Origin of the sequence: Pseudomonas sp. NFX98, from assembly GCF_047784845.1 — a bacterium.
Lineage (GTDB): Bacteria > Pseudomonadota > Gammaproteobacteria > Pseudomonadales > Pseudomonadaceae > Aquipseudomonas.
Genome location: NZ_JBLNNF010000005.1, coordinates 1 through 19,567, shown reverse-complemented (window position 1 = coordinate 19,567; position 19,567 = coordinate 1). Strand labels below are relative to the sequence as shown.

Annotated in this window: 11 protein-coding genes and 2 pseudogenes; 8 read left to right on the top strand and 5 right to left on the bottom strand. The window is 59.9% G+C overall.

The window, feature by feature from the left end; genetic code table 11:
• Positions 1 to 7 precede the first annotated feature (7 nt).
• From ACM110_RS07720 to ACM110_RS07710, 3 genes and pseudogenes are all read right to left on the bottom strand, one after another.
• Complete coding sequence (locus tag ACM110_RS07720; RefSeq protein ID WP_416127305.1) at positions 8 to 1,750, bottom strand: potassium/proton antiporter; 1,743 nt, start codon at positions 1,748 to 1,750, stop codon at positions 8 to 10.
• Positions 1,751 to 1,947: 197 nt separating this feature from the next.
• A complete protein-coding gene (locus ACM110_RS07715) occupies positions 1,948 to 2,811 on the bottom strand; it encodes a methyl-accepting chemotaxis protein (protein ID WP_371850925.1) in 864 nt (287 codons plus the stop codon).
• A pseudogene (locus ACM110_RS07710) lies at positions 2,803 to 3,558 on the bottom strand (MCP four helix bundle domain-containing protein); the annotation flags it as partial. The gene ACM110_RS07715 and the pseudogene ACM110_RS07710, both read right to left, overlap by 9 nt.
• Positions 3,559 to 3,848: 290 nt before the next feature.
• Here ACM110_RS07710 and ACM110_RS07705 point away from each other — a divergent pair.
• From ACM110_RS07705 to ACM110_RS07690, 4 genes and pseudogenes are all read left to right on the top strand, one after another.
• A complete protein-coding gene (locus tag ACM110_RS07705; protein ID WP_008149645.1) occupies positions 3,849 to 4,079 on the top strand; it encodes a hypothetical protein in 231 nt (76 codons plus the stop codon).
• The gene (locus ACM110_RS07700; RefSeq protein WP_338584357.1) at positions 4,076 to 4,375 is read left to right on the top strand and encodes a cell division protein ZapA; all 300 of its coding nucleotides are present in this window, start codon (positions 4,076 to 4,078) and stop codon (positions 4,373 to 4,375) included. Before ACM110_RS07705 ends, ACM110_RS07700 begins: the two co-directional genes overlap by 4 nt.
• A 100-nt stretch (positions 4,376 to 4,475) precedes the next feature.
• Positions 4,476 to 5,549 (top strand): annotated as a pseudogene (locus ACM110_RS07695) (cache domain-containing protein); the annotation flags it as partial.
• Positions 5,550 to 5,567: 18 nt separating this feature from the next.
• A complete protein-coding gene (locus ACM110_RS07690) occupies positions 5,568 to 6,413 on the top strand; it encodes a methyl-accepting chemotaxis protein (protein WP_416127514.1) in 846 nt (281 codons plus the stop codon).
• Positions 6,414 to 6,525: 112 nt separating this feature from the next.
• Here the strand turns inward: ACM110_RS07690 and ACM110_RS07685 are convergent, their stop codons facing one another.
• The gene (locus tag ACM110_RS07685; protein WP_416127304.1) at positions 6,526 to 8,328 is read right to left on the bottom strand and encodes an acyl-CoA dehydrogenase; all 1,803 of its coding nucleotides are present in this window, start codon (positions 8,326 to 8,328) and stop codon (positions 6,526 to 6,528) included.
• Between the two features lie 217 nt (positions 8,329 to 8,545).
• A complete protein-coding gene (gene putA / locus ACM110_RS07680; protein WP_416127303.1) occupies positions 8,546 to 12,496 on the bottom strand; it encodes a trifunctional transcriptional regulator/proline dehydrogenase/L-glutamate gamma-semialdehyde dehydrogenase in 3,951 nt (1,316 codons plus the stop codon).
• Between the two features lie 461 nt (positions 12,497 to 12,957).
• On the opposite strand from putA, the gene putP reads away from it, so the two are divergent.
• The 4 genes from putP to ACM110_RS07660 form a co-directional block, all read left to right on the top strand.
• Positions 12,958 to 14,442, top strand: coding sequence for a sodium/proline symporter PutP (gene putP, locus ACM110_RS07675; protein WP_416127302.1), 1,485 nt, complete (start codon positions 12,958 to 12,960; stop codon positions 14,440 to 14,442).
• A 354-nt stretch (positions 14,443 to 14,796) separates the two neighbouring features.
• The gene (gene tssI, locus ACM110_RS07670; protein ID WP_416127301.1) at positions 14,797 to 16,728 is read left to right on the top strand and encodes a type VI secretion system tip protein TssI/VgrG; all 1,932 of its coding nucleotides are present in this window, start codon (positions 14,797 to 14,799) and stop codon (positions 16,726 to 16,728) included.
• A complete protein-coding gene (locus tag ACM110_RS07665) occupies positions 16,718 to 17,455 on the top strand; it encodes a DUF4123 domain-containing protein (RefSeq protein WP_416127300.1) in 738 nt (245 codons plus the stop codon). The genes tssI and ACM110_RS07665 overlap by 11 nt, the downstream gene beginning before the upstream one ends.
• A partial coding sequence (locus ACM110_RS07660; protein WP_416127299.1) for a DUF6531 domain-containing protein occupies positions 17,455 to 19,567 on the top strand: 2,113 nt, incomplete at its 3' end. The genes ACM110_RS07665 and ACM110_RS07660, both read left to right, overlap by 1 nt.

Genomic DNA, 19,567 nt, shown 5'->3' with positions numbered 1-19,567 from the left:
ATGGAGTTTAGAGGAACAAGCCCGGACCCGGGCGACTTCCTTCGGGGAATCTGACGCCCACTTTGCCGATCTTGTTCCCTTCCATGACCGCGACGGTCCAGATGGTGTTGTTCCATTCCACCTGGTCGCCGACTACCGGAGCACCCCCCACTTTCTGGGCAATGAACTTGCCCAGGGACATCTCCGGATCGATGCCTTCGACCTTCAACCCGTACAGGGCAGCAACTGCGGCCAGCTGGGCGTCTCCTTCGAGTACGAAGTCGCCGAAGAAGCGCAAATCGAGGCCCCGTTGCGGCGCCTGGCTGAATAGCTTTCCGAGGGCCGGAAGATTGTGTTCGTGGCCGATAACACACAACAAATCATCGACTTCCAGCACCGTACTACCCGACGGATGGAGCAGTTGCTGGCCACGAAACAGGGCAGCAATGCGGGTGCCTTCGGGCATTTTCAGTTCGCGAAGGGGCGATCCGATGCACCATTTTTCGGCACCGAGGCGATAAACGAACAGTTCCCACTCGCTGGTGACATGCACTTCGAGAGCGGATCGGGAGATCGGCGCAGGCTCCGGCGGCACCGTCACCTTCAGCAGCTTGGCGACCCACGGCAGGCTTGTGCCTTGCACCAACAGCGAAACCAGCACGATAAAGAAGGCGAGGTTGAAGTACAGCTGGGCATTGGGCAGGCCGGCCATCAAAGGGAACACCGCCAGAATGATCGGGACCGCGCCTCGCAGGCCAACCCAGGAAATGAACGCCTTCTCCCGGCCATGGAACGCCTTGAACGGCAGCAGGCCAACCACCACCGATAGCGGCCGGGCAAACAGAATCATCCACAAGGCCAGCGCCAGTGCCGGCAGGGCAATCGGCAGCAGGTCATGGGGCGTGACCAGCAGCCCCAGCACCAAAAACATGCCGATCTGCGCCAGCCAGGCCATGCCATCGAGCATGTGCAGAATGCCGTGGCGGCTGCGCACCGGACGATTGCCGATCATCAGGCCGCACAGGTACACCGCGAGGAAGCCGCTGCCGTGCAAGGCGTTGGTCAGGGCAAACACTACCAGACCACCGGCGATGACCAGGATCGGATACAGGCCGGTGGCCAGGTTGATCCGGTTGACCAGTTGCAGCATCAGCCAGCCACCGCCCAGACCGATGACGCCACCGATGCCGAACTCGCGCAGCAGGTGCGTCAGCAGGCTCCAGTGCAGGCCGGTCTGGCCGCTGGCGAGCATGTCGATCAGGGTCACGGTGAGGAACACCGCCATCGGGTCGTTGCTGCCGGATTCGATTTCCAGGCTGGCGGTCACCCGCTCGTTCAGGCCTTTGCCGCCGAGCAGTGAGAACACCGCTGCGGCGTCAGTTGAGCCGACGATGGCGCCGATCAGCAGGCCCTGAATCAGGTTCAGGTTGAACAGCCACGCAGCGGCCATGCCGGTCAGCCCGGTGGTGATCAGCACACCGACCGTGGCCAGCGACAGCGCCGGCCATAACGCCACGCGGAAACTCGACACCCGCGTGCGCAAACCGCCGTCGAGCAGGATCACCGCCAACGCGAGGTTGCCGACCAGATAAGCCGTTGGGTAGTTATCGAAAATAATGCCGCCGCCATCGACGCCGGCCGCCATGCCCACGGCCAGGATGATCACCAGAATCGGGATGCCGAGGCGGGACGAAAGTGAGCTCACCAGAATGCTTGCACCTACCAGCAACGCGCCGATCAAGAACAGGCTGTTGATGGTCGTCGCATTCAAAGGCAGTACTCCAGAAAGCTGAAAGGCGGGCACAAACTGACCATGCAGTCTGCGTGCCAGCGATTCTAACCTGTTGAAATGTGATGCTGTCAAAAAGCTTTTGCAGATCAAAAGATCGCAACCTGCGGCAGCTCCTACACAGGAATTCGCGTTTCCCTGTAGGAGCTGCCGCAGGCTGCGATCTTTTGGCTTTGTGGTTACAGGCTAAACCGCCCAACCATGGTGTTCAGGTCCACCGCCAAGCGCGACAACTCATTGCTCGCCGCGCTGGTCTGGTTGGCGCCGGTGGCGGATTGCACCGACAGATCACGAATGTTCACCAGGTTGCGATCCACTTCGCGGGCCACTTGCGCCTGCTCTTCGGCGGCGCTGGCGATCACCAGGTTGCGCTCGTTGATTTCGACGATGGCGCTGTTGATGGTGTCCAGCGACATTCCCGCACCACGAGCGATGTTCAGGGTCGACTCGGCGCGCTCGGTGCTGTTGCGCATCGAATCCACGGCGTGTTCGGTGCCGCTCTGGATGCTGCCGATCATGCGTTCGATTTCGCTGGTCGATTGCTGGGTGCGATGGGCCAGGGCTCGAACTTCGTCGGCAACCACGGCAAAACCACGACCGGCCTCACCGGCACGTGCCGCTTCGATGGCCGCGTTCAGGGCTAGCAGGTTGGTCTGGTCGGCCAGACCGCGAATCACGTCCAGTACCTTGCCGATGTCACGGGACTCATTCGCCAGGTCGCCGATCAAAGTCGCGGTGCTCTGCACATCAGCGCTCATGCGTTCGATGGCGCTCACGGTTTCCTGCACCAGATCACGACCATCACCGGCGGATGTGGTGGCGTTTTTCGAGGCTTCAGAGGTGCTGACCGCGTTGCGCGCGACTTCTTCCACGGCGCTGGTCATTTCGTTGACCGCCGTGGCGGCCTGTTCAATTTCGTTGTTCTGCTGGGTGAGGCCACGGGCGCTTTCGTCGGTGACGCTGTTGAGCTCCTCAGCGGCGGAAGCCAACTGCGTGGCCGAACCGGAAATCCGTTGCAAGGTGTCACGCAGCTTGTCCTGCATCTTCGACATCGCCAGCAGCAAACGACCGGCCTCGTCTTCACCGTCGACGGTGATCGGGCGTGTCAGGTTGCCTTCGGCGATCTGCTCGGCGGCATTCAAGGCATTGGCGATCGGTTTGGTGATGCTGTTGGTCAGCAGCCAGGCGAACAGAATGGTCAGGCCGGTGGCGATGACAAGCAGGGTGATCACCAGATTGAAGGCCGAGTCGTATTGATCGGCGGCTTGCTGGTTGGTGTCGAGAGTCTGCTGGGTGTTGATTTCCAGCAGTTTGTTCAGCACCGCATTGACCGCCTCGGAGTTGCTCAGCAGGTCGGCGTTGAGCAGGCTGCGCAGTTCGTCGACCTGGTTGTTGCGCGACAAGGTTTTCATCCGGTCTTCGATCTGGCGGTATTGCGCCAGCAACTGCACGTATTGATCGTAGGCGGCGCGTTCCTGCGGGCTGCTGATCAGTTTTTCATAGGTGGTCTGGGCGGCGCGAATCTGCTGGTTGCGCATCTCCAGCAATTCCATGGTTTTTTGTTGAACGTCCGGCTCACGGTTGACCAGCAAACGGTAGGACAGCACGCGCAGGCGCAGGGTCAGTTGGGTGAACTCATCGAGGCTCTTGATGCTCGGTACGCTGCTGACGGTGATGTTCTCGGCGGCGTCGCGGATCTTGCTCATCTGGTTCAGGGCAAACACGCCCAGAAGCATCATCAAACCGCCAATCAGGGCAAAACCGAGGAACGCTCGCGGCGCGATATTCATATTACGAAGGGACATGGTGTTTACCGAAAAGGGCGCACCAGAGCGGTGGCGAGGCTGACGTATGAATGACTTATCGGTCATGCGACTAAAGTCTTGAGCGCCTGCGTGGTTTTGCCGCACAAACGCCATGGCGACGAAGTGCAGGAACCAGATCGGCCGATCACAGTCTCTACAGTTCGCAAGAACGGTCACTCGTCAGGAAAATCAAGGCCTTGCGCCCGTATAACCCTGGCATCCACGGTGACTTTTCTTTATCGTACGCGCCCTTTGAAAATGCCTGGAAAATCAAAATGTTGGAAGCATCCCTTAGCCAATTGGAACAGCTGGTCAGCGACCTGGTACAACAGAACCAGACCCTGCTCGGCACCAACCAGACCCTGAGCGCCGAACTGGCCCAGGCCAAGGATGAAAACGAAAGCCTGCAATTGAGCCTGATGGAGCAGGAAGAGAAGCAAGGCGCCACCGCCGCACGCATCCAGGCCCTGGTTGAGCGCGTCAGCGCTGGCCCAGTCAGCGCATGAGTTACGGCCCGGGTGTGAAAGTCGTCTCGATCCTGGGGGAGGACTATTCGATCAAGGCGCCGGCCGGGGAAGAGCAGACCCTGCTGGACGCGGCCATGATGTTGAAGGCTGCCCTGGCCGACACCAAAAGAAAGTACCCGACGCTGATCGGTGACCGACTGCTGGTACTGGCCGCGATGAATCTCTGCTCCCAGCAGATCGAAATGCAGAAGCAGCACAAGCTCGAACTCGACCGTTACCAAGAGCAAGTCAGCGCCACGGTTGAAGTGATCTCCAAGACGATCAATCAGGCCTGATCGGCTTTGCGCACAACCAAAGAATAGATTGTCGGTTACGTTGTATACAATCGGCACGGCTGTTGCAGTGTTTCAGCCTCTTATTCTTTGGGGGTGCTCCATGCAGTTCTGGCGACGCAGTATTCAATGGCAGTTGATCCTGAGTATGGGCACCGCCCTGCTCGTCAGTATTCTGATCGTGGTTGGCATTTATACCCTCGTGGTCAACCGCCTCGCCCAGAGCTATCTGGTCGAACAAGCGCTACCGTCTAGCATCGAAGCGATGCGCAACGACATCGAGCGCATCCTCGTTCAACCGCTCACTGCCGCCAAGGACATCGCCAGCAACAGCATGGTGCGCGACTGGCTGGCCGAGGGTGAAAACAGTGCCCAAGTCGGCACGTTCACCACCTACCTCGAAGGCATCCGCGCCGAACACAAGGCCTTTACCGCGCTGATTGTCGGCACCGCGTCCAACCATTACTTCACCGAGAAGGGCCTGGACCGGACCCTCAGTCGCTCCAACCCCAAAGATGCCTGGTTTTACGCGTTTCTGGACAGCAACCAGCCGCGCACCCTCAATATCGACAACGACACGGCGACCGGAGAATTGGCGCTTTTTATTGATCTCAAGGTCGAGCACGCCGGCAAAGTCGTGGGCGTTGCCGGGCTTGGCCTGAGCATGAAAGAGCTGTCGGAGCTGATCCACAACTTCAGTTTCGGAGAGCACGGCAAGGTCTATCTCGTGCGTTCGGATGGTTTGATTCAGGTCCATCCTGAAGCGCAGTTCAGTGGCAAGCGCACGTTGACCGAGCAAATCGGCGCAGATGCCGCACAAGCGGTGATGGGTCAAAAAACTGCCACCAGCAGCGGCTTCCAGCGCGACGGAGAAGATTTCCTCGCCCTGAGCCTGCCATTGCGTGATCTAGGCTGGACCCTGGTGGCCGAAGTGCCACAGTCGCAGATCTACGCCGAAGCCCGCCGCGCCATGTGGATGAGTAGCGGCATCGGGTTGGCGGTGGCGCTGGTGTGCCTGTTGCTGGTGGTGTTGCTGGCTCGTGGGCTGGTGCGACCGATTCGTCAGGTAACAGAAGCGCTGGTGGCCATCGGTAGCGGTGGTGGAGATTTGACCCACCGGTTAGATTCCAGTCGCGCCGATGAGCTGGGCGATCTGGCACGCGGGTTCAATCGCTTCCTTGATAGTCAGCGCGAGATGATTGGCGAAGTGCTTACCACGAGTGAACGTCTGCGCACGGCGGTCGGCCAAGTGGCCAAGGTTGTGGATAACACCGCCGAGCGCTCAGGCCGGCAGCAGGAAATGACCGACATGGTCGCCACCGCCGTCCACGAAATGGGCCTGACCGTGCAGGAGATTGCGCAGAACGCCGGCAATGCGGCGGTCGCTTCGCAAACGGCTCGGGATGAAGCGATGCAGGCGCGGGAAGTGGTCGGTGGTTCGATCCGGCACATCGAAAGCATGTCCGAAGAAATCGGCGTTGCCGCCACTGCGGTGGGCGAACTTGCGCATCAGGTGGCGTCCATCGATCAGGTGCTGGCGGTGATTCGCGGGATTTCCGAGCAGACCAATTTGCTGGCGCTCAATGCGGCCATCGAAGCGGCGCGGGCGGGGGATATGGGGCGTGGGTTTGCGGTGGTTGCCGATGAAGTGCGCACTTTGGCGCGACGTACGCAATCGTCTACCGATGAGATCCAGCAGATGATCGGTAGTCTCAAGCAGGGTGCGGAGAACGCGGTATCGTCGATGTATAACGGTCAAGCGGCAACCGGCACAGGTGTCGAATCGAGCCAGCGTACCGGGGCTTCGCTTACGGCGATTACCGGCCAGGTCGAACGCATCAGCGACATGAACCATCAAGTGGCCACGGCCACGGAAGAGCAGTCGGCGGTGACGGAAGAAATCAACCGCAATGTGCAGGGGATTTCCGATCTGGCCCGCGCCACCGCCGGAGAGGTGAGAGCCTGCCGCGAAGACTGCCAGACGTTGCAGCGGTTGGCGGATGATCTGGCGCGGCAGATGGGTGGGTTTCGGTTGAGCTAAAAGATCAAAAGATCGCAGCCTTCGGCAGCTCCTACATTTGGAATGCGTTTCCCTGTAGGAGCTGCCGCAGGCTGCGATCTTTTTTGTGGCCGATAAACCGGTCTATGCCAGGTCAGAACCACTCATCCTGCATACCAAGGCAAAGATCATCCCGAGCCTCAAGAATCGCCAGCTCATGGTGGCAACCGGGCACTTCCCACGTCAGGAAATACCGCGCCGCCTGCAACTTGCCTTTATAAAAACTCGCATCCGCCGCATTGCCCTTGGCCAAGCCTTCTTCGGCACGAATCGCCTGTTCCAGCCAGCGCCAGCCGATCACCGTGTGACCGAACACCTTCAGGTACAGCGCCGAGTTCGCCAGGCTGCTGTTAACCTTGCCCTGCGCCAGATCGGTCAGCAGGCCGATGGTCACGGTTTGCAGGCGTGTCACCAGTTTTTCCAGCGGTTCGCGCAATGGCGTCAATGAATCAAATGCCTGGGCACGCTCACCCGTGTTGGCGATCAGGCGGATCAGTTGCTTGAGCCCGGACCCGCCGTTTTGCGCCAGTTTGCGCCCCAGCAGATCAAGCGACTGAATGCCGTGAGTGCCTTCGTGGATCGGGTTCAGGCGGTTGTCGCGGTAGTATTGCTCCACCGGGTATTCACGGGTGTAACCGTGGCCGCCAAGAATCTGGATCGCCAGTTCGTTGGCCTTCAGGCAAAACTCCGATGGCCAGGATTTGACGATTGGCGTCAGCAGGTCCAGCAGTTCGTGGGCTTGCTTGCGTTCGGCATCGGTCTCCAGCGTCGTGGTGTCATCGAACAGGCGCGCGGCGTACAGACCGAGGTCGAACGAGCCTTCGACGTAGGCTTTCTGTGTCAGCAACATGCGTTTGACGTCGGCGTGATTGATGATTGCCACCGGCGCGGTGTTCGGGTCTTTGCTGTCCGGCACTCGTCCTTGCGGACGCTCGCGGGCGTACTCCAGCGAATACAGGTAGCCGGCGTAACCCAGCATCACCGCACCCATGCCGACGCCGATCCGTGCCTCGTTCATCATCTGGAACATGTAGCTCAAGCCCTGGTGCGGCTTGCCCACCAGATAACCGACGCACTCACCGTTATCGCCGAAGTTCAATGCGGTCGAGGTCGTGCCGCGCCAGCCCATCTTGTGGAACAGACCGGCTAGCAGCACGTCGTTGCGCTTGCCGAGGCTGCCGTCATCGTTGACCAGGAACTTCGGCACGATAAACAGCGAAATGCCCTTCACACCGGCCGGCGCGTCCGGCAGCTTGGCCAGCACCATATGCACGATGTTTTCCGATAGCGGATGATCGCCACCGGAAATGAAAATCTTGTTGCCCTTGAGGCGATAGGTACCGTCGGACGCAGGTTCCGCGCGAGTACGAATATCCGACAGCGACGAGCCGGCGTGCGGTTCGGTCAGGGCCATGGTGCCGAAGAAACGACCGTCGATCATCGGTTGCAGGAAGCGGCGCTTCTGCTCGTCGGTGCCGAAGCTCTCGATCAGGTTCGCCGCGCCCATGGTCAGGAACGGATATGACGTCGAAGCGGCGTTGGCCGACTGGAAGTGCGAGAAGCAGGCTTGGGACAGCAATGTAGGAAGTTGCATGCCGCCAGCGTCGAAACTGCGCGCGGCGTTAAGGAAACCGGCTTCGAGGAAGGCATCCACCGCCGGTTTCACTTCCGGAATCAGTATCGCCTGACCATTCTCGTAGCGCGGTTCGTTCTCGTCGCCCTTGCGGTTGTGGGGGGCGAAGAACTTCTCGGCGATGCTGCGGGCGGTGCTGATGGCCGCATCGAAGGTCTCGCGGTTGTGCTCGGCGAAACGCTCACGCTGGGTCAGGCCCTCGGCATCGAGGACTTCGTACAGCTCGAAAGCCAGATTGCGGGAACTGAGCAACGTCTCGGACATGGCGGCCTACCTTTTATTGGAGTGGACCGAGTCTAGGCTGGCGAATAGAGGTTGAACAGGATGATTGATCTTGGTGATGGAGAAGCAAAAGATCGCAGCCTTCGGCAGCTCCTACAGGAAACACATTCCAAGTGTAGGAGCTGCCGAAGGCTGCGATCTTTTGATCTTGCTTCTAATAAACCAGGCACCCATTGCGGGAGCCTGGCTTTACAGCTATTTAGCCGATGGTCATCAAGCTCGCATTACCACCCGCCGCAGCGGTGTTAACGCTCAACGCCCGCTCAATCACCAAACGCTCCAACGCGATGTTGGACTCGCCTTGCGACAGACCCTGCACGCCAACGATGGCGCCGGCACGCTTGGCAACTTGTTGGCACACCGCGCGCAACTGGTCGGAATGGCCGTGATGCAGAACCGCATCAAACACCACTTCGTCCTTGTTCCAGTCGGAAACCAGCTTGATGCGTGTCTGAATATCCTTCGGCAGGCGTGCGAACAGTGCCTTGGTCAGCTCAGCTTCCGGCCACACCGCCGAACCGCCGACGGCCAGTACCGCAGCCAGTTGCGTCAGTAGATCGCCTTCGACTTCCGCCAGGCACAGCACGTGTTCACGTGGCAGGATCGCATAGCTGTTGCGCTCGCCGGTCGGGCCAGCCAGCAGGCGGGTGATACCGCTTTGCGATTGCGCGGCAAACTGTACGCACAGAGTGCTCAGGTCGGCGAACTTGTTGCTGTCGGCCCAGGCCTTCAGGGCGGTCAGCGGCTTGCTCATGGAATCGCGCAGACGGACATCCGGTGCTGCAGCAGCATCACCACGAGCGAAGGATTGTTCGATCGCATCGGCAGGACGGGTCGACAGCAGGCGGTACAGGTACAACGGACCACCGGCTTTCGGGCCGGTACCCGACAGGCCTTCGCCACCGAATGGCTGTACGCCGACCACGGCACCGACAATGTTGCGGTTGACATAGACGTTACCGGCGTTGACGTTGTCGATCACCTTGGCGATGGTTTCGTCGATGCGGGTGTGCACGCCCAGCGTCAGGCCGTAGCCGGAAGCGTTGATCTGAGCGATCAGTTGATCGATGTCTTTGCGCTTGTAGCGAACCACGTGCAGCACCGGACCGAAGATCTCCCGTTGCAGTTCGTCGAAGCTTTCCAGTTCGATCAGCGTCGGCATCACGAAGGTGCCGCGTTTGACTTCTTCGGCATCGGCGATGGCCACCTGGTACACGCTGCGACCTTTGTCGCGCATGGCCTGGATGTGCTTCTCGATACCGGCCTTGGCTTCGGCGTCAATCACCGGGCCGATGTCTACGGACAGACGCTCAGGGTTGCCGAGACGGCTTTCAGCCATCGCGCCTTTGAGCATCTCGATGACGCGGTCTGCGGAATCTTCCTGCAAGCACAGCACGCGCAGTGCCGAGCAACGCTGGCCAGCGCTGTCAAATGCCGAGGAAACCACGTCGATTACGACTTGTTCGGTCAGTGCCGACGAGTCGACGATCATTGCGTTCTGGCCACCGGTTTCGGCGATCAGCGGGATCGGGCGACCCTGGTTGTCCAGGCGACCGGCGATGTTGCGTTGCAGCAGGCGAGCGACTTCGGTGGAACCGGTGAACATCACGCCTTTGACGCGATCATCGCCCACCAGGCCAGCACCGACGGTTTCGCCACGGCCCGGCAGCAGTTGCAACACGCCTTCCGGAATGCCGGCCTCGAGCAGCAGGCGCACGGCTTGGGCGGCAACCAGTGGAGTTTGTTCCGCAGGCTTGGCCAATACCGGGTTACCGGCGGCCAATGCAGCAGCCACTTGACCACTGAAGATTGCCAGCGGGAAGTTCCACGGGCTGATGCACACCACTGGACCCAACGGACGGTGAGCGTCGTTGGTGAAATCATTGCGCGCCTGCACGGCGTAATAACGCAGGAAGTCCACGGCTTCACGCACTTCGGCGATGGCGTTGGCGAAAGTCTTGCCGGCTTCGCGAGCCAACAGGCCCATCAGCGGCTGGATCTCGGCTTCCATCAAATCGGCGGCACGTTCAAGGATTGCAGCGCGCTCGGCCGGCGGGGTGGCCTGCCAGATCGGTGCGGCGTTGAGGGCGCACTGGATCGCGTTGTCGACGTCTTCAACGGTGGCTTCCTGCACGTGACCAACCACGTCACGCAGATCGGACGGGTTCAGCACAGGAGCCGGAGCTTCGTTGCTGGAAGCGCAACCGAGCATCGGCGCGGCTTTCCAGTGATTGTGCGCAGTGGCCAGCAAGGCGCAGGACAACGACGCCAGACGATGTTCGTTGGCCATGTCGATGCCGCTGGAGTTGGCGCGCTCGGAACCATACAGGTCACGCGGCAGCGGAATACGCGGGTGCGGCAGGCCGAAACCACCTTCCACGGTTGCCATCTGCTCGATGCTGGCTACCGGATCGGCCACCAATTCCTGGATAGAAATCGACTGGTCGGCGATACGGTTGACGAACGAGGTGTTCGCGCCGTTTTCCAGCAGACGACGTACAAGGTACGCCAGCAGGGTTTCGTGGGTGCCGACCGGAGCGTACACGCGGCACGGACGGTTCAGCTTGCCTTCGGAAACTTTGCCTACAACTTGTTCGTACAGCGGTTCACCCATGCCGTGCAGGCACTGGAACTCGTACTGGCCCGGGTAATAGTTCTGACCGGCGATGTGATAAATGGCCGACAGAGTGTGCGCGTTGTGCGTGGCGAACTGCGGGTAGATGACTTCCGGCACCGACAGCAGTTTGCGGGCGCAGGCGATGTAGGAAACGTCGGTGTACACCTTGCGGGTGTAGACCGGGTAGCCTTCCAGGCCTTCGACCTGGGCGCGCTTGATTTCGCTGTCCCAGTACGCGCCTTTTACCAGACGGATCATCAGGCGGTGACGGCTGCGGCGAGCCAGGTCGATCACGTAGTCGATCACGTACGGGCAACGCTTCTGGTAAGCCTGGATGACGAAACCGATGCCGTTCCAGCCAGTCAGTTGCGGCTCGAAACACAGGCGCTCGAGCAGATCCAGCGACAGCTCCAGGCGGTCAGCTTCTTCGGCGTCGATGTTCAGGCCGATGTCGTATTGCTTGGCGAGCAGGGTCAGCGACAGCAGGCGCGGGTACAGCTCATCCATCACACGCTCGTACTGCGCACGGCTGTAACGCGGGTGCAGTGCAGACAGCTTGATGGAAATGCCCGGGCCTTCATAAATCCCACGACCGTGAGACGCTTTGCCGATCGAGTGGATGGCTTGTTCGTACGAGGCCAGGTACTTCTGCGCGTCGTGCTCGGTGAGTGCAGCTTCGCCGAGCATGTCGTAGGAGTAGCGGAAGCCCTTGGCTTCGAACTTGCTCGCATTGGCCAGGGCTTCGGCGATGGTTTCGCCGGTGACGAACTGCTCGCCCATCAGGCGCATGGCCATGTCGACGCCCTTGCGGATCATCGGCTCGCCGCTTTTGCCGATGATGCGGCTCAGGGACGAAGTCAAACCCGCTTCGTTATGCGTGGATACCAGTTTGCCGGTCAGCAACAGGCCCCAAGTGGCGGCGTTGACGAACAGCGAAGGGCTGTTGCCCAGGTGCGGGTGCCAGTTGCCGGTGCTGATCTTGTCGCGGATCAGCGCGTCGCGGGTGCCTTTGTCCGGGATACGCAGCAGCGCTTCGGCCAGGCACATCAGCGCCACGCCTTCCTGGGACGACAGGGAGAATTCCTGCAGCAGGCCTTGAACAATGCCGGCACGGCCGCCAGCGCTCTTCTGGTTACGCAGTTTTTCCGCGATGGACGCTGCGAGTTTGTTGGTGGCTTCAGCCATCGCTGCCGGCAGACGCGCCTGCTCCATCAGCATCGGCACCACTTCAGGCTCCGGCCGACGGTAAGCGGCGGTGATCGAAGCGCGCAGTACCGATTGCGGCAGGATGCTTTCGGCGAATTCGAGGAAGCACTGGTGGGCGTGATCCAGAGGCGCGTCGACGGCATCGTCGGAATCCTTGGTCAAACCGTTCAGCTCGGTCAGGGTTGCACCACCCTCGAGTTTTTCCAGGTAATTGAAAATTGCCTGCTTGATCAGCCAGTGCGGCGTGCGATCAATCGAGGTCGCGGCGGCCTTGAGGCGTTCGCGGGTCGGGTCGTCAAGTTTGACGCCAAGGGTGGTGGTAGCCATGTTTTTATCCTCATGTTTGCCACGACCGCGTGGCATCAGCTGGCCGCAAGATTAGCCGTGCGACTGTTGAGGTGCAACCGGGTGCAACCCTTTTTTTGTCGGAATATTGCGCAGTTCGTCAGGAAATAAATTCTGGTACGAAGGTACTGCAACTACTTGGTGCTTTTTAGTTTGGTAGGTGCAGGTTCTTGCTCCGAAAAGGAGCAAAAAACAGGCTTTAAAGTATTTTTCCGACTAGGTGCAACTTATTCCCGAGAAATGGGTTGCACCTTATTTGCTTTGTTGAATAGCATTCGCGCCCAAGGTGCAACCGGACCAGGAGTCTGGTGTGCCGGCTGATGGCTTTCCTGGGGAAACATCAGTCATAAATGCGCGGGATCCCGAATCGTCTGTCAAACGTCACCGTTTGCGAGCGGTTCACCAGCCGCCGCTACATAAAAACAAAGCCAGGGCGTCACATAATGAGCGTAAGCAATCCAACACTGATCACGTTCGTGATCTACATCGCAGCAATGGTGCTGATCGGCTTGATGGCCTATCGCTCCACCAACAACCTTTCCGACTACATTCTGGGCGGCCGTAGCCTGGGCAGCGTCGTGACTGCACTGTCCGCCGGTGCTTCCGACATGAGCGGCTGGTTGTTGATGGGCCTGCCGGGTGCCATCTACATGTCCGGTTTGTCTGAAAGCTGGATCGCCATCGGCCTGGTGGTCGGTGCTTATCTGAACTGGCTGTTTGTCGCCGGTCGTCTGCGTGTGCAGACCGAGCACAACGGTGATGCCCTGACCCTGCCGGATTATTTCGCCAGCCGTTTTGAAGATAAAAGCGGTCTGCTGCGGATCATCTCTGCAGTCGTGATCCTGGTGTTCTTCACCATCTACTGTGCTTCCGGCATCGTGGCCGGTGCCCGCCTGTTCGAAAGCACCTTCGGCATGTCCTACGAGACAGCGCTGTGGGCCGGTGCTGCGGCAACGATTGCCTACACCTTTATCGGTGGTTTCCTGGCAGTAAGCTGGACCGATACCGTACAAGCCACCCTGATGATCTTCGCGCTGATCCTGACGCCAATCATCGTGCTGTTGGCCACCGGCGGTGTCGACACTACGTTCCTGGCCATCGAAGCCAAGGACGCCAGCAACTTCGACATGCTTAAAGGCACCACTTTCATCGGCATCATTTCGCTGATGGGTTGGGGTCTGGGCTACTTCGGTCAGCCGCACATCCTGGCGCGTTTCATGGCGGCTGATTCGGTGAAGTCGATTGCCAAGGCTCGTCGCATCTCCATGACCTGGATGATCCTGTGCCTGGGCGGCACCGTGGCTGTGGGCTTCTTCGGTATCGCTTACTTCTCGGCACATCCTGATGTGGCCGGTGCAGTCACCGAAAACCCGGAGCGCGTGTTCATCGAGCTGGCCAAGATCCTGTTCAACCCATGGGTTGCCGGTGTGCTGCTGTCGGCCATTCTGGCTGCTGTCATGAGCACCCTGAGCTGCCAGTTGCTGGTGTGCTCGAGCGCCCTGACCGAAGACTTCTACAAGACTTTCCTGCGCAAATCCGCTTCCCAGGTTGAGCTGGTATGGGTCGGTCGTGCCATGGTGCTGTTGGTGGCGCTGATTGCCATCGCCTTGGCTGCCAATCCGAACAACCGCGTTCTGGGTCTGGTGAGCTACGCCTGGGCTGGTTTCGGTGCTGCGTTCGGTCCGGTTGTGCTGATCTCCGTGATCTGGAAAGACATGACCCGCAACGGCGCACTGGCCGGTATCCTGGTCGGCGCGATCACCGTGATCGTCTGGAAACACTTCGAGCTGCTGGGCCTGTACGAAATCATCCCTGGTTTCATCTTCGCCAGCCTGGCGATCTACTTCGTCAGCAAAATGGGCGCGCCGACTGCCGGCATGCTGCAGCGTTTCGACGCAGCCGAGAAGGATTTCCGCCTGAACAAGTAATCGGCACGAGCGAAAGCTCTGAGCCAATGGCTTGAATGAAAACGGCCCGCTTCCTGTTGGAGGCGGGCCGTTTTTTTTGTGCGACATTTTCCGGATACCCTGTAGGAGCCGAGCTTGCTCGCGATAGCGGTCTGGATGCCAACACAGTTGTTGAATGTGTTGACGCAATCGCGAGCAAGCTCGGCTCCTACAGGAAACGGTGGTGTTTTCGAGGTTGTCTGTAGTCGAATAAACCGTTTTCTGACAGCCGATGCTTCAGAGGCAGTAGGGCAAATCTGAATTTAGTGCCTCTTGATCAGGGCTCTTTGGTGCTCATGCAGAATCGCTCGCTTTCATTCTGCAGAGACACATCGGATGTTCGCTTCTGCCAATCAACCGCGTTTCACGTTGACCGTCGACGGTGTCCAGAGTGAACTCAAAGTGCTTGAGTTCACGGGCAAGGAAGCCATCAGCCAACCTTATCGCTTTGAAGTGGAACTGGTCAGCGAGCGACCGGATATCGAGCTCGAAAGCTTGCTGCATCGTCAGGCGTTTCTGAGTTTCGATGCGCAAGGCTCCGGTGTTCACGGTCAGATTTTTCGCATTGGCCAGGGCGATTCCGGCAAGCGCCTGACGCGCTACCAGATCAGCCTGGTGCCGCGCCTGACCTACCTGGGCCAGCGCATCAACCAGCGGGTTTTCCAGCACCGAAGTGTGCCGGCCATCATCACGCAGATTTTCAAGGACCACGGCATCCTCGGCGATGCCTTCGAGTTTCAGCTGGGCGGCGACTACCCTGAGCGCGAGTACTGCGTGCAATACGCTGAAAGCGATCTGGCATTCATCCAGCGGTTGTGTGCCGAACTCGGCATTCATTACCACTTCCAGCACAGTCCCGACGGGCACCTGTTGGTCTTCGGCGATGACCAAACGTTTTTCCCACGCTTGCCACAACCGACCTCATATCGCCCGGGCAGCGGTATGGCGGGGGATGAACCCGTCATCAACCGGTTCAACGTGCGCCTGGAAACCCGACCCACCGTAGTGACGCGCCGCGATTACGACTTTCATAAACCCCGCCTTGAGCTGCAAAGCCGTCTCGACAGCGAACAGCTGCCGGTGCTGGAGGATTATGGCTTTCCCGGTCAATTCAATGATCGTGAGGTTGGCAGGCATCTGGTCGGACGAGCATTGGAGAGCCACCGCGCGGATTACCGTCAGGCGAAAGGTGAGGGTGATCAATCGACATTGACCAGTGGGCATTTTCTACAGCTCGACGAGCATCCTCAACGGGAGTGGAACAACCTTTGGCTGCTGACTGAAATTGAACATCAGGGCCGACAACCGCAAGTGCTTGAGGAGTCGGCGGGAAGTGGCCCGGATGAATTCCAGGGTTACCGCAATTCGTTTCTGGCGACGCCTTGGGCTGTTTTCTTCCGCCCGCCGCTGATTGGCAAACCTCGCGCCGCCGGTTATCAATCTGCCGTGGTGACCGGCCCCAAGGACAGTGAAATCCACTGCGACGAGTATGGTCGGGTCAAAGTTCGGTTCTTATGGGATCGCGACGGTCAGTTGAACGAACATTCCAGTTGCTGGCTACGGGTGGCCGGCGGTTGGGCTCACGATCGTTACGGCAGTGTGTTGATCCCCCGTGTCGGTATGGAAGTGCTGGTGGGGTTTGGTGATGGCGATGCCGACAAACCAATAATCATCGGCTGCGTGCCAAACGCCTCGACACCACCGCCGCTTAATCTCCCCGCGGACAAAACCCGCAGTATTTTCCGAACCCAGAGTAGTCCCGGTGGTGGCGGCTACAACGAATTGCGCATCGAGGATCGCAAAGGTGCCGAGGAAATCTACTTGCGCGCCCAGCGAAACTGGAATCAGGACGTATTGGGGGACTTGCATGTTCAGGTCGGCTACCAGCGCAGCGTACTCGTCGGCAGCGCCGAAGGGCGTGTCTCAATAGATCGCCTGCACGTCCACGGCGACCGCCATGTCCGCGTCAGCAACCAATCGCTCGATGCGAGCGGGAAAGTGCATGTCAGTGCCGGCCAAATGGTCGTTATCGACGGCGGTGACAACGCCACGATCCAATCGGGCGGGCACTGGATCAACATTGGTCCGGCGGGAATTTTCAGCAGCGTGCCCATTGAGGTTGGTGGCGCGCCGATACCGGCATCGGGTGTCTCGACTGTTCAAAGAAAACTTGAAGCACTCAGCGCAGCACAGGTTTTGAGCCTGAAAAGCGCCGCGCCGTTCTGTGAGGAATGCGCACGTTGCAAGGAGGGTGTCTGTGCCGCCTGAATTGTTGTCACCGCGCGTTTGGCTGGAACGCCAACCGCTCCAGACTGGCGAGCAGTTGTTCGCCGTTTTCAGCAATACCAGCTCCGCTGAACCCTTCAAGGCCTGGCAACGCTCCGGCCCGGGTAAGGCACCGCGTGCGATCTGGGCGGATACCGTTTATGCCGAGTGGGAATCGGTCATGCCCTATGTCGCGATCGTCGATCCGGGCAGTGAGTTTGTGGCGTGGGTCTCCAGCACCGAGTCGTGCGATTGGGGTTGGCTGGCGGTTTCTGCTGCAAGCCCGGCGGTGCTGGTCGAGCATTTGTGCAGCCTGACGCAAGTGTTGTTACCCAATGGTAGCCCGACTTTTTTTCGTTTCTGGGACGGGCGATTTCTGTTGCCGATTCTGCAGTCCGCCGAAGTCGACACGGCGAAATTGATGCCGGTAATTGAGCGCTGTCTGGTCAATGGTCAGCCGCTGGAAATTGGCGGTGGCTCGCTGAAAGCCTCCAGGGATTTTCCATGGTGGGAAGTCCCCGAAGCGCTGCTGCGAGTGCTCGCTACGGAGTCCGCAACAACCCGAATCAACAATCTGCTGAAGTGGCTGAGCGAGGACCGCCCGGATTTGTTCGAAGCGTTTTCCGAGGCTGTATTACGCCACAAAATCGCGGCATTTCTGCAAACCCCCGGCCTGTCTGACGCACCCAAGTCGGCGTTGCTGGAGTTCTTGTTTGCGGAGCTGAATTGATGGATCACATCACCCGCATCGAGCACGAACTCGACAGTTTCCCGGACACCCTGACGCTCTACCGCCAGCAGCTCAAACGCTGGTTCAGCCAGGCCGCCGACAAGGTCAGCCGCGCCGCCGACATGCCTTCGCTGATGGACATGGAGCGGGTGATTAAGCTGGGCAACACCCGCACCGTGGTCAGCAGCACCGACGACGATTTTATTTCGACCGTTGCGCAGTGTCCGCAAGGCGGAATCCTGCTGATCGAGAGCAAGTTCGAGTCGGTGTATGACGTTCCGCTGGGCAACATTCAGGTCGATGTGATCGCGGTGGAGGGTGGCGAGTCGACGCCGGTCACGCTCGATGAAAACGGCAAGGGGCAGTTCGAAGGCGCGCCGGGCAAGTTCTATCGCGTGCGTGTACAGAACGAGGTGACGCCGCAGCAGCTTGATGAGCTGTTTTCCACTTATGACGGCCTTGGCCAGTCACTCGAAACCTGGCTGCGCAGCGAGTGGGATGAGTTCAAGCCTCGGTGGTCGCAGTCGACTTCGGCCGCCGTGGGTAACGGTTTGCTGGCCGGCAGTTGGGCAGCCATTGAGGGCGTGTGGGACGGCATCAATCTGCTGTCGGACATGCTGCAGGATCCCGGCAAGTTTGCTGATCGGCTGGGCAGTGGCGTCGCGCAGTTGAAGACGCTGGCGGAAAAAACGCCCGAAGCCATGGCCAGACTCCAGCTGCTGGCCCGTGACGAAGCGGCGCTGTGTCTGCTGTTGCGCACGGCCAGTCTTTGGCTGGAGATGCTGCCGCCCAGCGTGATTGCCGGCGAAACCGCCAAGGCCGTATCGATGCGGGTGGTGGAGTTGCTGATCGACATTCTGATCGCCGTCGTCCTGACCTTCGCCACGGCGGGGGCGGGAGTTGCCTATCTGGCGATCCGCTTGGCTCGTCGCGGTACGCAGTTGATCCGTGCGGTCACGCGGCTGGTTGAGTCATTGTTCTCGATCCTCAAAACCTTCAGCGATTACGTCGACCGCTACAAAAAAGTGGCGGCACGGGGTGTCGCGGCCGGGCTGAAAAAAGGCCGGATGCAGTTGCGCTGGAAGGCTCGCAACAACACCTCGCTGAAAAAAGACGAGCCCTTTGACGACGCTTCGGTTCAGGCGAAAAACCCCAACGGTGACAGCGCCGATTCCGCGGATCGCACCGCCACCCACGGCTGCCCGGTGTCGCTGGTCAGCGGCGAAGAACTGCTGACCCTGACTGACGGCGTGCTTGATGGGCTGCTGCCGTTCGAGTTCACCCGTTTGTATCGCACCAGCGCCGTGGAACTCGACGGCGGCCTCGGGTTTGGCTGGAGCCATTCGCTGGCCCAACGCCTGGAAATCGACGGCGAGACGGTGGTCTGGGTCGATGCGGAGAACCGGCGCACGCCGTTTCCGCTGCCGAGCCTGACGCGTCCGGCGATCCACAACAGCCTGTCGCGGGCGGCGATCTACCTCGGTGAGGAACCGGAGGAATTGATTGTCGCCTTGGCTGGCGAGTCGGTGCGCTTTTTCCATTTTCTGGGTGGGCGCTTGAGCGCGATCAGCGATGCCTATGGCAATCGTCTGACGGTGCAGCGCGATTTTTCCGGGTGCATCCAGCGCCTGGACAACGGTGCCGGGCGTTGCCTGTGGTTGCGTTATGAACGTGGCCATTTGGTCGCCGTCGACTACCAGCGCTTTCACCTCGGCGACGATCAGCCGCCGGCCTGGCGCACCGAACAGACGCTGGTCAGCTACCGCTACGACGCCCGCTGGCGGTTGATCGAAGCGATGAATGCCGCCGGTGAAAGCGAACGCTACGACTACGACGAACAGCAGGTGATCCTGCAACGGCAACTGGCCGGTGGCGCGAGTTTCTACTGGGAGTGGGAAAAGTCCGGCAAGGCTGCCCGATGTGTCCGCCACTGGGCCTCGTTTGCGCAGATGGACACCCGTTACCGCTGGGATGACCACGGCGGCGTGGTCCTGAAACACGCCGATGGTAGCGAGGAAACCTACGTCCACGACTCGCAGGCACGGCTGGTGCAGCGGGTCGCCGCCGACGGGGGTCAGCAGCACAAGGCCTACGACGCGCAGGGTCGTTTGC

Excerpts from the sequence above, each read along its gene's own strand:
- ACM110_RS07715 (WP_371850925.1), bottom strand. The coding sequence starts at position 2,811 with ATGCAGGACAAGCTGCGTGACACCTTGCAACGGATTTCCGGTTCGGCC.
- ACM110_RS07705 (WP_008149645.1), top strand. The coding sequence starts at position 3,849 with ATGTTGGAAGCATCCCTTAGCCAATTGGAACAGCTGGTCAGCGACCTG.
- ACM110_RS07700 (WP_338584357.1), top strand. The coding sequence starts at position 4,076 with ATGAGTTACGGCCCGGGTGTGAAAGTCGTCTCGATCCTGGGGGAGGAC.
- ACM110_RS07690 (WP_416127514.1), top strand. The coding sequence starts at position 5,568 with ATGATTGGCGAAGTGCTTACCACGAGTGAACGTCTGCGCACGGCGGTC.
- ACM110_RS07685 (WP_416127304.1), bottom strand. The coding sequence starts at position 8,328 with ATGTCCGAGACGTTGCTCAGTTCCCGCAATCTGGCTTTCGAGCTGTAC.
- putA (WP_416127303.1), bottom strand. The coding sequence starts at position 12,496 with ATGGCTACCACCACCCTTGGCGTCAAACTTGACGACCCGACCCGCGAA.
- putP (WP_416127302.1), top strand. The coding sequence starts at position 12,958 with ATGAGCGTAAGCAATCCAACACTGATCACGTTCGTGATCTACATCGCA.
- tssI (WP_416127301.1), top strand. The coding sequence starts at position 14,797 with ATGTTCGCTTCTGCCAATCAACCGCGTTTCACGTTGACCGTCGACGGT.